Annotated in this window: 11 protein-coding genes and 1 pseudogene; 7 read left to right on the forward strand and 5 right to left on the reverse strand. The window is 59.9% G+C overall.

Translation table 11 applies throughout. From position 1 onward, the window contains the following. Positions 1-4 precede the first annotated feature (4 nt). Positions 5-1,471, reverse strand: a complete 1,467-nt coding sequence (gene glmU / locus L1C91_RS03135) for a bifunctional UDP-N-acetylglucosamine diphosphorylase/glucosamine-1-phosphate N-acetyltransferase GlmU (protein ID WP_234857986.1) — start codon at positions 1,469-1,471, stop codon at positions 5-7. Between the two features lie 285 nt (positions 1,472-1,756). Between glmU and L1C91_RS03140 the strand changes: the two genes are divergently transcribed. Beyond that, the gene (locus L1C91_RS03140; RefSeq protein WP_234857987.1) at positions 1,757-2,365 is read left to right on the forward strand and encodes a TetR/AcrR family transcriptional regulator; all 609 of its coding nucleotides are present in this window, start codon (positions 1,757-1,759) and stop codon (positions 2,363-2,365) included. Between the two features lie 29 nt (positions 2,366-2,394). Further along, positions 2,395-5,961: pseudogene (gene mfd / locus L1C91_RS03145) on the forward strand (transcription-repair coupling factor); the annotation flags it as partial. Between the two features lie 119 nt (positions 5,962-6,080). Here mfd and efeB read toward each other — a convergent pair. The 3 genes from efeB to efeU form a co-directional block, all read right to left on the reverse strand. Continuing rightward, positions 6,081-7,325 (reverse strand): iron uptake transporter deferrochelatase/peroxidase subunit, encoded by a 1,245-nt coding sequence (gene efeB, locus L1C91_RS03150; RefSeq protein WP_082091734.1) that lies wholly within the window; start codon positions 7,323-7,325, stop codon positions 6,081-6,083. 15 nt (positions 7,326-7,340) lie between these two features. Next, positions 7,341-8,447, reverse strand: a complete 1,107-nt coding sequence (gene efeO / locus L1C91_RS03155) for an iron uptake system protein EfeO (RefSeq protein WP_234858184.1) — start codon at positions 8,445-8,447, stop codon at positions 7,341-7,343. A gap of 71 nt (positions 8,448-8,518) precedes the next feature. Then, positions 8,519-9,370 carry an iron uptake transporter permease EfeU gene (gene efeU, locus L1C91_RS03160; RefSeq protein WP_234857988.1) on the reverse strand — a complete coding sequence of 284 codons (852 nt, stop codon included), beginning with the start codon at positions 9,368-9,370 and terminating at the stop codon, positions 8,519-8,521. Positions 9,371-9,670: 300 nt separating this feature from the next. Between efeU and L1C91_RS03165 the strand changes: the two genes are divergently transcribed. Continuing rightward, complete coding sequence (locus tag L1C91_RS03165; protein ID WP_234857989.1) at positions 9,671-10,336, forward strand: MazG nucleotide pyrophosphohydrolase domain-containing protein; 666 nt, start codon at positions 9,671-9,673, stop codon at positions 10,334-10,336. Between the two features lie 90 nt (positions 10,337-10,426). On the opposite strand, the gene L1C91_RS03170 is transcribed toward L1C91_RS03165, so the two are convergent. After that, a complete protein-coding gene (locus tag L1C91_RS03170; protein ID WP_234857990.1) occupies positions 10,427-10,909 on the reverse strand; it encodes a hypothetical protein in 483 nt (160 codons plus the stop codon). 155 nt (positions 10,910-11,064) lie between these two features. On the opposite strand from L1C91_RS03170, the gene L1C91_RS03175 reads away from it, so the two are divergent. From L1C91_RS03175 to L1C91_RS03190, 4 genes are all read left to right on the forward strand, one after another. Then, complete coding sequence (locus L1C91_RS03175) at positions 11,065-11,844, forward strand: lytic transglycosylase domain-containing protein (RefSeq protein WP_234857991.1); 780 nt, start codon at positions 11,065-11,067, stop codon at positions 11,842-11,844. 289 nt (positions 11,845-12,133) lie between these two features. Continuing rightward, positions 12,134-13,414 (forward strand): phosphopyruvate hydratase, encoded by a 1,281-nt coding sequence (eno, locus tag L1C91_RS03180; RefSeq protein WP_234857992.1) that lies wholly within the window; start codon positions 12,134-12,136, stop codon positions 13,412-13,414. Between the two features lie 104 nt (positions 13,415-13,518). Then, entirely contained in the window at positions 13,519-14,058 is a 540-nt protein-coding gene (locus tag L1C91_RS03185) for an FtsB family cell division protein (protein WP_234857993.1), read from the forward strand. A gap of 5 nt (positions 14,059-14,063) precedes the next feature. Then, complete coding sequence (locus L1C91_RS03190) at positions 14,064-14,612, forward strand: DUF501 domain-containing protein (protein WP_020975976.1); 549 nt, start codon at positions 14,064-14,066, stop codon at positions 14,610-14,612. Positions 14,613-14,619: the final 7 nt, after the last annotated feature.

Consider the following 14,619-nt stretch of genomic DNA (forward strand, 5'->3'; position numbering starts at 1 on the left):
ACGTTCAGCCTTCCTGCTGTTGTGCTCGCTGTTGTGCCCTAGCTGCGGCTTCGGCAGCGGGCGTGCCGGGGCGTTTGGCCTCGACCCATCCTTCAATATTGCGTTGTTTACCGCCGGACACGACGAGTGCCCCGGCCGGTACGTCTTCCCTGATCACTGTACCTGCGCCGGAGTAGGCGCCGTCGCCGACGGTGACTGGTGCGATAAACATCGTATCGGAGCCGGTGCGTACGTGATCCCCAATAGTGGTGTGGTGCTTGTTGACGCCGTCGTAGTTGACGAAGACGCTGGAGGCGCCAATGTTGGATTCTTCCCCGACGGTTGCATCACCAATGTAGGTGAGGTGCGGAACTTTCGAGCCTCGGCCGATCTTGGCGTTCTTCGCTTCGACGAATCCGCCGAGTTTGCCCTTTTCGCCGAGCTCGGTGCCGGGGCGGATGTAGGTGTAGGGGCCGACGGTGGCGTCTTTACCGATGACGGACAGTGACCCATGCGTGCGGATGACGGATGCGCCTTCGTGGACTTCCATGTCGATGAGTGTGGTGTCGGGCCCGATTTCGCAGTTGTCCGCGATGGTGGTGCAGCCTTTGAGCTGGGTTCCGGGGTGGATGATGACGTCGCGTCCGATCTCGACATCAATATCGATCCAGGTTGTGTCGGGGTCGATGATGGTGGCCCCGCCGCGCATGGCTTTTTCGCAGATGCGGCGGTTCAGTTCTTTGCCCATGGCGGCGAGCTGTACGCGGTCGTTGACGCCGGCGACCAACGCGGCGTCATCAAGTCGGTGGCCGCGGACAGTGCGGTCGAGTTCGCGGGCGATGCTGATGACATCGGTGAGGTAGAACTCGCCTTGGGCGTTGTTGGTGTCTAGGCGGGTGAGGGCATGACGCAGGAGCTCAGCGTCGAAGGCGTACACACCAGAGTTGACTTCGGTGATGGCGCGGATGTCGTCGGTGGCGTCTTTTTCTTCGACGATGCGCATGACTTCGCCGTCGGCGGAGCGCACGACACGGCCGTAGCCGCGGGGCGCATCCACGGTGGCGGTCAGCACGGTGACGGCCGCGCGGGGTTTGGTGTCGTGTTCGGCGAGCAGGCCAGCGAGGGTGTCACTGTTGAGCATCGGCACGTCGGAGGTGGTGACCAGGACGGTGCCGTCGAAATCCTCGGGGAGTTCTGCGAGGCCGCAGGCGACGGCGTCACCGGTGCCGTTTTGCTGTTCCTGGGTGGCGGTGGCAACCGTATCTACCCCGTAGTCGCGCAGGGCCGTAGTTTCAGCGTCGATGGCGGGCAGGACTTGTTCGCGCCCGTGGCCCACAACAGTGATGAGGTGCTGGGGTTTCAGCCCTGCGGCGGCATGTAGTGCGTGGGCTAGCATGGTGCGGCCGGCTACGCTGTGCAGCATTTTGGGGGTGGTGGATTTCATTCTCGTGCCGGCACCGGCGGCGAGGATGACTACAGCGACATTGCTCATAGACAGTGTGGCTCCGATCGCGAATTCGTCTGGTTGAACACACACCACGGTACCCCTAACGCGAACTGCTCCCCAAAAGGTCGGCCACGGTGCGTGTCGGTTGCTTTTGGGGAGCAGGTGTGTTGCTTCCCCACCTGGACTCGAACCAAGAATGACGGTACCAAAAACCGTAGTGTTGCCAATTACACCATGGGGAATTGCGCGAGTGCCTACGTGTGCCACCTGTGAGGGGCGTTGCGGGCATTGCGCGCCTAAGACTATAGCTCACACTGTAGGGTCTTGTCTATGGTTAGGCAGAGGATGTCGGGCTCTCAACGTCGTGAGCAGCTCATTAGTGTTGGTCGTAGTGTGTTTGCTGCGCGGGGTTATGACGCCGCGAGTGTTGAGGAAATTGCGGCGCGTGCGGGTGTCAGCAAGCCTGTGGTGTACGACCACTTTGGGGGCAAGGAGGGCTTGTATGCGGTGGTGGTGGACCGCGAGATGGTGCGTTTGCAGGAGGTGATTACGCAGGCGTTGGCTAAGGGGCGTAGCCGGACGCGTATTGAGCAGGCCGTGTTGGCTTTGTTGACGTATGTGGAGGAGCATACGGACGGTTTTCAGATTTTGGTGCGCGATGTGCCGCAAGGTGGGGATCGTGGTTATGCGACTTTGCTCAATGACGCCGTGGGGCAGGTGTCGCACATTTTGGGTGAGGCGTTCACGCGGTTGGGCCTGGATCCGGATACTGCGGTGTTGTATGGTCAGGCGCTGGTGGGGATGGTCAGTATGACTGCGCAGTGGTGGTTGGATGTGCGTACTCCTGATAAAGAGGCCGTGGCTGCCCACATCGTTAACCTATGCTGGAATGGTTTGGCCCGGATGGAGTCGCATCCGGTGTTGTCTGAAGATCTTTAAGGATTGTTGTTGTGACTGCTGCTTTCTCTATGGCTGTGAAGGCTCCGTTGTCGGGGTTGTTGAAGGCTGTGGCCTCGTCGACGACGTTTAAGGGCATTGTCCCGAATTTGGATGAGCAGCGGTTGGCGATTACTGGCCCTGAGCAGGTGCGCCCGTGGCTTGTTGGTGTGATGGCGGGTGCGCAGGGTAGGCCGGTGTTGGTTGTCACGGCTAATGGTCGTGAGGCGGAGGATCTGGCGTCGGAGTTGTCTTCGATGTTGGGGGATGTGGTGGATTTGTTTCCTAGTTGGGAGACGTTGCCGCATGAGCGTTTGAGCCCGGGGGTGGACATTGTTGGTCATCGTGCGCGTGTGCTGGATCGGTTGGGCGCCGGACAGTGTCGTGTGGTTGTGGCGGCAGCTAGGGCGTTGAGCCAGCCCATTGTCGACACTGTGATCAAGGTGATCGAGTTGCGCGTTGATCAGGAGTGCCTTGGTCTTGCGGATCGTTTGACGCATGCGGGTTATCATCATGTGGATTTGGTGGCTAAGCGCGGCGAGTTCGCGACTCGCGGCGGCATTATTGACGTGTTTCCGACCACCGCTGATTTCCCTGTCCGCGTGGAGTTTTGGGGCGATGAGGTCTCGGAGCTCCGCCCGTTTTCCGTCGCCGATCAGCGCACGTTAACGCTCCCTGAGGGTGAGGAGTTACGCGAGGTTCAGGTCTACCCCTGCCGCACCCTGTTAATTGATGACGCCGTGTCGGCTCGCGCCCAGGATTTGGCACGCGAGCACGCCGGCAACCCGTCGTTGGCGGAGCTGCTGACCAAGATCGGGGAGGGGATGTACACCGATGGAATGGAAACCCTCATCCCCGCACTGACGGATGCCGAATATCGGACCCTGCCTCAGCTGCTGCCCGAGGGCTCTTACACGGTGGTCGTGGCGCCGGAAAAAGTACGAACACGCATCCACGACCTGCAGCAAACCGATGAAGAATTCCTGGCGGCAGCCTGGGAAGCCGCAGCGATGGGCGCAGAGGGACCGATCGCGACGTCAACACTGGATTTGTCGGCAGCAAGCTACCGCAGCCTTGAATCGCTGGAACGCAACGCCATGGAACGCGGCGGGCACTATTGGACACTAGACCCCACGGGCATGGGGGCAACCCTGGACCACGAGTCCGGGAACTACCTGCCGCTTGAGCCCCAACTGCCGCCGGCACCGCACGGTGATCTCAAAGTCATCGAAGCGCTGATGGTCACCCTGAAGGCGCACACGCATGATGGGGGAGCCGCAGCATTTATCGCGCCGGCAGCCGCAACCATCAAACGCATGAAGCAGCGCTTCACCGAGGCGGGCATCCCCACCTACGTGCCCTCCAAACCCAGCGCGCCTAAGCCAGGGCACGTCACCTTGTATCACGCACTCAACCACGCCGGCATCATCGCGGACAATGCCAAAGGCTACGATGCGCCACTGGTGGTCATCACCGAAACCGACCTGACCGGCAACCGCGTCGGCGACCTCACCGGTGCGAAACGACGCCCCGCCCGCAAACGACACAAAGTCGACCCACTGGCGCTGCAAACCGGCGATCTTGTCGTCCACGACACCCACGGCATCGGGCGTTTTGTGAAGATGACCGAACGCACCATCACCGCTGGTGACGAGACCTCCCGCCGCGAATATGTCGTGCTTGAATACGCCCCTTCGCGCCGCGGCGGCCCGCCAGACCAGCTCTACGTCCCCATGGACTCGCTGGACATGCTGTCCCGATACGTCGGCGGCGAAAGCCCAGCACTGTCCAAAATGGGCGGATCGGATTGGAAAAACACCAAAAAGAAAGCCCGCGCCGCAGTTCGCGAAATCGCCGGTGAACTGGTCGAACTCTACGCCAAGCGTCAAGCCGCACCCGGGCATGCCTTCGCGCCGGACACCCCATGGCAGCGCGAAATGGAAGACAACTTCCCCTTCGTCGAAACCGAAGACCAAATGCTGGCCATCGACGCGGTCAAAGAAGACATGGAAAGACCCGTGCCGATGGACCGCGTCGTTATCGGCGACGTCGGATACGGCAAAACCGAAGTGGCTGTCCGCGCAGCATTCAAAGCAGTCCAGGACGGCAAGCAAGTCGCGGTGTTGGTCCCCACCACGCTGCTCGCCCAGCAGCACCTCGCCACCTTCACCAGCCGCACAGAAGGCTTCCCACTGACGATCCGCGGCCTGTCTCGGTTCACCAGCACACGCGAAGCCAAAGAAACCCTCGCCGGCCTGGCTGACGGCACCGTCGACATAGTCATCGGTACCCACCGGTTGCTGCAAACCGGCGTGCAGTGGAAAAACCTTGGCCTGGTCGTCGTCGATGAAGAGCAGCGCTTCGGTGTGGAACACAAGGAACACATCAAAGCACTGCGCTCCGCCGTGGACATGCTCACCATGTCCGCGACCCCCATCCCGCGCACCCTGGAAATGTCGATGGCGGGCATCCGAGAAATGTCCACCATCCTCACCCCACCAGAAGACCGCCACCCCGTGCTCACCTATGTCGGTCAGCAGGAAGATAAACACATCGCGGCGTCAATACGCAGAGAATTACTGCGCGATGGTCAGGTGTTCTACGTACACAACAAGGTCAAAACCATCGACAAACGTGCCAGGGAGCTGCGCGACCTTGTGCCGGAAGCGCGAATTGTCGTCGCACACGGCCAGATGAGCGAGGAACAACTCGAGCAAACCGTCCAAGGCTTCTGGAACCGCGAATACGACGTGCTGGTGTGCACCACCATCGTCGAAACCGGCCTAGATATTTCCAACGCCAACACCCTGATCGTGGAAAACGCCCACCACATGGGCCTATCGCAGCTACACCAGCTGCGCGGACGCGTGGGCCGATCCCGTGAACGCGGATACGCCTACTTCCTCTACCCCAAAGGCGCGATCCTAAGCGAAAACTCCTACGACCGCCTGGCCACCATCGCCCAAAACAATGATCTGGGTGCTGGCATGGCCGTGGCGATGAAAGACCTCGAAATGCGCGGTGCCGGTAATGTGCTTGGTGCCGAGCAATCCGGCCACATCGCAGGCGTCGGCTTCGACCTGTACATGCGGCTTGTTGGTGACGCCGTGCAGGCCTACCGTGCGCTCGCCGACGGCACGCCCGTCGACGGAACCGACAAGGAGCCCCGGGAAATCCGCATCGACCTACCCGTCGACGCGCACATTCCAGAGCAGTATGTGGCATCAGAACGCCTGCGCCTGGAGATCTATCGCAAGCTCGCCCAGTCCAACACCGATGACGACCTGGATCTTATCGCCGAGGAACTCATCGACCGCTACGGGCCTCTACCCACCGAGGTCAGCAGATTATTCAGTCTCGCCCAGCTGCGCAACAGCATCCGACCGCTCGGGGTGAACGATGTCGGCGTGCAAGGCACCCGCATCAAGATGCACCCGGTGGAACTGCCGGATTCCCGCCAAGTCCGGCTCAAGCGTTTGTTCCCCGGGGCCACCTATCGTGCCGCTGCGAAAACAGTGGTGCTTCCCTTCCCGAAGGCCGGCAACAAAATCACCGACCCCACCCTGCGCGACGTCGAACTACTCCGATGGGTGGGAGAGACCGCGCAGGCCCTACTGGGTGTCGACTAGACGCGACTAGGGAGACAACGACAAAGCGCTCCACCCACAAGTTTTCATGGGTGGAGCGCTCGGTACAGCGGTGGTCTTAAGCCTGTCGTTTAAGTAAACAGGGTTTGGCCCCACCACTGCGAGTTATTCCGCGTGCCCGGAGGGCAGGCGAAAATCGCTGAGGACTCGTAGCGGACGTACTCATTCATCTTGTCGTTTTTCGACAAGTTGTTCTGAATCGTGATGAAATCCCGATCCGGATCAGCAACGAAAGCGATGAAGAACAACCCTGCGTTCAAGTGGCCGAAGCCATCCGAACCATCCACAAAGTTGTAGCCGCGGCGCAACATCCGGCCACCATCGTTTTGAGAATAGTGAGCCAGACGCGCGTGGGCGTCATTGGGGATGATGGGGCCCTCCGTGCCGACGTACTCGTCCAAGGGCAATTCGTCGAATTCGTCCTCGCGGCCCAAGGGGGCCCCGCTGCGCTTGTCGCGCCCGAAGGTGGCCTCCTGTTCCGCCAAGATTTGACGATCCCAGTTCTCAATGAGCATGCGGATGCGGCGGGTGATTAGGAACGTGCCGCCATCCATCCACGAGGGCTGTTTGACCCACACGTGCTCGTCGATGAGCTTGGTGTACTCGGACTTTAGGTTGTTGGTGCCATCTTTAAACCCGAACAGGTTACGCGGCGTCTTCTGCGCACTGGAGGTGGAAGAGGTGCGGCCGAAACCCAGCTGCGACCAACGAATCACGACCATGCCGACACCGGCCTTAGCCAGAACACGCACCGCGTGAACCGCGACCTGAGGGTCGTCGGCGCACGCCTGGATGCACAAATCACCGCGGGATTGCTCGGCAACCAGTTGGTCGCCGGGGAAGTGCGGCAGATCCCGCAACTGTTCGGGCTTTTTGGATGCTAAACCGAAACGGTCGTCAAACAACGAGGGGCCGAAGCCCACCGTGATCGTCAGGTTTGATGGAGGAAGGTCGAGTGCTTCGCCAGTGTCCTGGGGGACTGCAACATCACCGAGGCCGGTGGCGCCGTCCTCAACAGCCTCTTTACCTGCGGACATACGGCGGGCCATAACTGTCCACTTCTTCAACAACTCGATCAGGTCCTCACGCGTTGTGCCTTCGAGAACATCGAAAGCAACAAAGTGCATGCGGTCCTGCGCGGGCGTCACAATGCCAGCCTGATGGGCACCATTGAAGGGAACAATCTGCGAACTATTTCCCGCATGGGCTTTTGGCTCGGAGGAGTCTGCGGGCATCGCAGCGAAACCTGCGACACCGGCAACACCCAAGCCCGCGCCTGTGAGGAAACCACGGCGGGACAGAGACTTTTCGTTCATGACGACCCTCGTCTATTAGTTAGTGACGACTTGCTGAACCTTGGCGACCTTCTCGGTCAGCGCGTCGATAGCCGTTGCCAGCTCCTTGCGCTCAGGCTCAGTGACCTTCTTGTAGTCGACGAAACCGTCGCCCTCGTGGTAGCGATCAAGCAGCTTCTGAACATTGTCGAAGCGCTTGTTGATCTCCTTGAGCAGGTCGGCATCGCGCTCGTCGATAGCCTTCTCGAGGGAGGCAATAGCAGCCTTGGAGCCATCAAGGTTGGCCTGGAAATCGTAGAGGTCAGTGCCGGAGAAGATGTCCTCTTCGCCGGTGATCTTGCTGGTGGAGATTTCGTCCAGAAGCTCCTGGGCGCCACCTGCGATCTGGGCGGGGGTGATCTTGTAATCCGGGGAGTTCACGCCCTCGTCGAGCTCCTCGACGTCCTTGTACAGCTGGCGAGCAGTCTGCTTGGTTTCCTCAGTGATGGCGCCGCCGACCCACAGGTCCTTTTCGATCTTGTGGAAGCCGGACCAGTCGTCAGCGGTCTGGCCGTCCTCGAGATCAGCCTCACGCCGGTCGATGCGGGGATCGAGATTGTCGGGGAAGGACTCGGCGACGGGCTCGATGCGCTCGTAGGGGGTGCGGGCAATCGGGAACAGTGCCTTGGCAGTCTCCACATCGCCCTTTTCGATAGCACCGACGAACTCGGAGGTTTGCTCCTTCAAGCTGCCGACCTGGGAGCGGACGTAGGCGACGTAGCCGTCGACGGCCTCAGTCAGCACGGCGTCACCCTCAGTGGCGGACTTGGATTCGCCAGTGACCTTCAGTTGCTGAGAAATACCTTCGCCGACCATGCCGGGCTTACAGGTCAAGGTGTAGTCGCCCGGATCGGTGATCTGGACAGTCAATTTGCGGGTGCTGCCGGGGCCAATGTTTTCGACCTCGCCGACCACGCGACCGCCGGAGGTGTAGACATAAAACTCGGTGGTCTTGCTGCCGTCGTTGGTGACCTCGAAAACGGAGGCGCCGGTCTCGGCGGAATCGCCGCTGACTTCACAAGCAGAATCGTTGGCCTTCACGGTGAAGGTGGTGGCGGAGGCTTCATCAGCCTTATCTGCACACGCAGCCAGAGCCAAAGGCATGGTAGCCAAGGCAAGAAGAGAAATGGACTTGCGCACTGGAGTTCTCCTAAGAATTGTTTATAGTGCTTACGTTAAACGGTGGTGTTCACCGGCGTGGAGGGGGCTGAAGTCGAAACAGCCTTAGGGGGTGCAACCGGGCGCAGGAACAGCGCCAAAGCAACAATCAGGTAGATGACCCAACCGATCATTGATGCAGTCGTTGGGGCTGGCACAAGGTTGAAGATGCCTTCAACCAGTGTGGCGACGGGAGTGCCGGGCACCAACACGTGGGAAATATCAAAAGCGAGGTTTCCAAGACCCGGCACAACGCCGGCTTCCTGGAGATCAGTAATGCCGTAGCGCAGGATGCCTGCGGCGACGACAATCAGCAAAATTCCGGTAACCCGGAAAAAGACACTCAGGTTGATGCGAATAGCGCCGCGGTACATCAGCATGGCAAGAACAACAGAGGCAACGATGCCCGTCATCAACCCCAAGAAGGGAGTTGCGAGGGTGCCGCCGGTGAAAGAATCAAACACCAATAGGGCGGTCTCGATGCCTTCGCGTACAACTGCGGTAAACGCAACCAGTACGACAGCGAAGGGGCCGATAGCGACCGCCTTATCCAGTTTTCCTTGCAGCTCAGCCGACATAGTGGCACTAGCGGTGCGCATCCACAGCAACAACCAGGTAACCAAGCCGACAGCAATCAGCGATGCGATGCCGCCTACTAGTTCCTGGCCCGTGCTGGTCAGTGTCTTGGTGCCGAATTGGATGATGACAAACACGGCAGTCGTCGTGGCGAGTGCGGCTGCTACGCCGAGCCATACCCACTTCAACTGCTGTCGACGGTCTCCTTTAACCAGGAAGGCAACGAGGATCATGACGATCATCGACGCTTCGAGGCCCTCGCGTAAACCGATGAGTGCGTTAGCTACAAACATGTAATTGGTTCCTTATCTGTGGTGAAGCAGGCTAGCCTGGTCTGCTCCAACCAAAGAATAGGCTATGGCTACCACGTTCAGAAAGTCCCCCCATCACCTTTTTGTGCATTTGTGATCTGCCTCCTCGGCAGTCTGCGAACGCACAGAGTCGTATCCGGTACTTATACCGTTGCTATAGGAAACAGTGGTCAACTCGGTATGACTAATGTCATGCAGCGCACAAGCCCACAGTGCCCGTGCGAATACCCGCGAAAAGGGGCTATCGACGATCCCACATGTGCAGGGTCTAAGATCACTCGCATGCCCGTGCTGTTGCTCGACCCCCGCTGCCCCAACCAGATCCCTATCGAAGCCCTAGCATTTATCACCGGCACTACCAGCACAGTCGCCTACACCGATGAAGTCCCCATCAGGGTGCGTTGGGCGATCGCCGACCTCGGTGCCACTACCGTGTGCGATGTCAGTGATGCCCAGCTGCTTGTCACCACCGATGATTCGAGCGCATTGTTCGCGGAGGCGACAGCCGCCGACAGTCACGTCATCGTGTGTCCGTCGCGCGCAATCACCGCGGCGTCATCAATCCAACAAACCCCCATTGAGCAGGCGCAGGAGACCATCAGCCGTGCTCTCGATATAGGGGAGTGGGAGCAGAAACAAACCCACGCGAGCCTCATCCCCTACCTGGAAGAGGAAACACAAGAGTTCGCCCAAGCTGTGCGCGCAGCAGAAACCCGACGCAGCTACTTCGACGATAGCGACATGTGCGACGAACTCGGCGACATTTTGCTGCAGGTGCTTTTCCATGCAGAGATCGCCCGCCGGCGCGAAGCCTTCACGTTTAATGACGTCGCGGAATCCGTCAACAACAAAATGCGTGCGCGCGCACCCTACCTGTTTGACGGCACAACCGAGATAGTGCCGGAGGCCGAGCAGCAACGACTGTGGAATAAAGCAAAAAGCGTGTAACCCACCCGCCCCAGAAGTGATGGGGCGGCGTGGACTACACGCTCAGGCAGTGCGCGGGCACTGCGGATGAAGCTTCCGAATGTCGAAAGCTTAGCCAGCCAGTTGGTTGGTGGCGTTGATCAGGCGGGTGATCTGGTCAAGCAGCGGCTTGATGACCTTCAGGATCTCCAGCAGGGGGCCGAAAATCTTGCCCAGGATGCTGTCCTCGGAGGACAGGGTGGGGAATTCGTTGGAGTCGTCGTGGACGAACTTGCACTCCACTGCCCGGTCGGACAGCCCGTCAATCTGGTTGGCGGTGACATTTGCGACACCCAGGTTGATACCCAGGGTGGTGGACTTCTTGTCCAGAGCCTTGTAGAGCTCGGCGCGGGTGTCGTACTTCTTGTCCTTGGTGTTGATCTCGTTGTCGGTCAGGAAGTCCTTGAGGTCCGGGCAGGTGACGGTGGAGATGGTGCCGTTGCCCATCAGGTAGGTGGTCACCGAAGCGGATGCGGCCTGTGCAGGTGCTGTTGCCATCGTGCCGGCGACAGTCATTGCGGCGAGTGCCAGGCTGGCATGGGTAAAGCGAGACATACAGATTATCCTTATCTGCTGTTGGTCAGGGTTGGTGGCGCCTAGCTTAACCGATCGGTCAAGCCTGTGTCCTGCGCGCTCGGTCACAGTAGGCACTTGTGGGGGGGAGGAGGTGACAGTGTGGCGGAGCGTTCGGCACAGTATGATGTGCCCCTATGAGGTCAAGAGGGTGCGCGGCAGCAGTGGCGTTGGTGGTTGTTCCATTGTTGCTGTTGGTCTTGGCTGGTTGGCTTGTTGCGATTGGGCGTGGGGTTAATCCGATTCGCCACCTTGAGCCTGTTCCGGATGATGTTCCTCCGGCGGCGGGTGCTGCTTTGCCTTCGGTCGATGTCAATGGTCCCGGGCGTACTGCGCAGCAGTTTACTGATTGGTCGCAGCCGTTGTCGGAAGAGACAGGCATTTCGGTGCAGGCGTTGAACGCGTATGCGAATGCGACGGCGATTATTGATGCGGCGACGCCCGGTTGTCATCTTCGGTGGACGACGTTGGCGGGGATCGGCTACGTGGAAACCCGCCACGGGACGTATTCCGGTCGCGTGTTTGGTGGCGGCAAGTTGGATGCTGATGGGGTAGCGACGCCGCCGATTGTGGGCCCCGCGTTGGATGGCACCCGTGGTTTCGCGGTGATCAAAGACACCGACCGTGGCGAGATCGACACCGATTCAACCTATGATCGCGCGGTGGGACCGATGCAGTTTATTCCTGGGTCGTGGGCGTTGTATGGCCGCGATGCGGATGGGGACGGCGTCAAAAATCCTCAACAGATTGATGACGCCGCGATCTCGGCGGCTACATTGTTGTGCGCGTCGGAGCGTGATCTGGCGACACCGGAGGGGTGGGTGAGTGCGGTGCGGGCCTACAACAATTCTGATGACTATGTGATCAAGGTGCGCAACGCTGCTAATGCTTATGCGATGGGGCAGCCCCCTGCTTAAGACCCCCCTGCTTAAAACACAGTGTGGCGCAGAGTAGCGCAGTGTGTGGCATGCAATGGGTGGATTCTGGGGGTGTGCGGCGCCGAGTGAGGGCGCTGGTGCGGGTGGATGGCACACTGTCGAAAGGTGTGAAAGGCCACATTTTTGGGTGGTTGGTGCTTGGAGCTGCATCAAAACCCCAGCAGTGGTGTCCGTTTGTGTGGTTTTCTGTGCTGGGTCGGCATCACGATCAAAGGATTCGTGCAACAATTGAGGCCGAAGGTTTACACAACGATCAAGGAGGCCGCAAGTGGCTGAAATCATGCACGTTTTTGCTCGCGAGATCATGGATTCGCGCGGCAACCCCACCGTCGAATGCGAGGTCTTCCTCGACGACGGTGCTCACGGTGTTGCAGGCGTTCCCTCCGGCGCATCCACCGGTGTGCACGAGGCTCACGAGCTGCGTGACGGCGGCGACCGCTACCAGGGCAAGGGTGTTCTGAAGGCCGTCGAGAACCTCAACGAAGAAATCGCCGACGCCCTCGCTGGCCTCGAAGCTGATGACCAGCGCCTTGTCGACAAGACCATGATCGACCTGGATGGCACCCCCAACAAGTCCCGCCTGGGTGCTAACGCTATCCTCGGCGCTTCCATCGCCACCGCGAAGGCTGCAGCTGAGTCCGCTGGCCTGGAGCTGTTCCGTTACGTCGGCGGCCCCAACGCTCACCTCCTTCCCGTTCCGATGATGAACATCGTCAACGGTGGCGCACACGCTGACTCCGGCGTTGACGTCCAGGAGTTCATGATCGCACCGATCGGTGCCCCCACCTTCGCAGAAGCACTGCGCATGGGCGCCGAGGTCTACCACAACCTCAAGGCCGTCATTAAGGCTAAGGGCCTGTCCACCGGTCTCGGCGACGAGGGTGGCTTTGCTCCCTCCGTTGATTCCACCAAGGCAGCTCTCGACCTGATCGTCGAAGCTATCAACAAGGCCGGCTTCACCCCCGGCGAAGATGTCGCCCTCGCACTGGACGTTGCTTCCTCCGAGTTCTTCGACAAGGACAAGGGTGTCTACAACTTCGAAGGTGGCGAGCACACCGCTGCCGAGATGACCGAGGTCTACAAGAAGCTGATCGAGGAATACCCGATCGTTTCCATCGAGGACCCGCTGCAGGAAGACGACTGGGAGGGCTACACCCACCTGACCGCCGAGATCGGCGACAAGGTGCAGATCGTCGGCGACGACTTCTTCGTCACCAACCCCGCCCGCCTTGCAGAAGGCATCGAGAAGAAGGCCGCCAACGCTCTGTTGGTCAAGGTCAACCAGATCGGTACCCTGACCGAGACCTTCGACGCTGTTGAGATGGCTCACCGCAACGGCTACCGCTGCATGATGTCCCACCGCTCTGGCGAGACCGAGGACACCACCATCGCTGACCTCGCAGTTGCTTTGAACTGTGGTCAGATCAAGACCGGTGCTCCGGCCCGTTCCGAGCGCGTCGCTAAGTACAACCAGCTGCTGCGCATCGAGCAGCTTCTCGGTGACGCCGCTGTCTACGCTGGTCGCTCTGCATTCCCCCGCTTCAAGTAAGCCGGTGTAGCTAGCGTCTAGCAGCTTCAAGGCCCGTCCGTGATGAATGTCGCGGCCGGGCCTTCCGCTGTGCTGCCCCCAATGCTTCTAGGATGGTTGGCATCATGGATTCACAGCAGCGACCCACCACAGGGCGGACACACACCTCATCGAAGCGGCGCTCCAACCGTAGTTCGGTACCTGTCGCGCGCCGTGAGGTCACTGGGGTGCAGCCGAAAATTCGCTCTCCTAAGCCGGCGTTTAAGATTGGGCCGAAGGAGATCTTCGTTGTCGCTGCGGTGTTGATCCTCATGTTGCTTGCCACCGCTTTGCCTCTGCGTAATTACTTTCAGCAACGCCACGCGATTGTGACCGCCCAGCAAGCTATTGAATCCAAGCAGGAAGAAAAGCAGCAGCTCATCGAGGAGATTGAGCGCTATCAATCGGAAGACTACATTCGCGAGGAAGCGCGCAACAGGCTCGGCGTAATCCAGCCGGGGGAGAGCGCGTACCGCATCATCGACCCCGAGATGAAGCGCGAACACATGACTCAGGGCCGTGACCCTTCGAGTGAAAAACACGACCCCTGGTTTGAGCAATTGTGGGGGCAGGTCGCAGGCGCGGATGACGCAGTTGCAGACAGGGGCTCGGCACTGGGACAATAAGCCCCATGCCTGACACTTCCCACGTCGATCCCCAGGACCTCGCGACCGTTGCCGAACAGCTCGGCAGGCAGCCCCGCGGCGTCGTTGAAATTTCTTACCGCAGCCCGGATGGTGTTCCCGGTGTAGTTAAGACCCGCCCGCGCCTGGATGACGGTACTCCCTTCCCGACGCTGTACTACTTGACGGATCCGCGCCTGACTGCAGAGGCCTCCCGCCTGGAGGTCGCACAGGTGATGAAATGGATGACGTCGCGTTTGGCTTCGGACGCAGAATTGGCTGCGGATTACCAGGCGGCACACGAGCATTTCTTGGCTGTGCGCAATGAAATGGAAGACCTCGGCACGGATTTCTCCGGCGGGGGTATGCCCGATCGGGTGAAGTGCCTGCACGTACTCATTGCGTATGCGTTGGCTGAAGGCCCTGAACGTGTCCGTTTGGGCACCGAGGCCGTGGCACTGGCCGCTGAGAATCCCGATCTGCGCGGCAGTGCTATTCCCGCCGATTGGCCGACGGCTGCCGAACTTGGCATCGACACCAGCCTGTTTGAAGACTAGAGAAAAA

It is taken from the genome of Corynebacterium argentoratense, assembly GCF_021491455.1.
In the GTDB taxonomy this organism is placed as follows: domain Bacteria; phylum Actinomycetota; class Actinomycetes; order Mycobacteriales; family Mycobacteriaceae; genus Corynebacterium; species Corynebacterium argentoratense_A.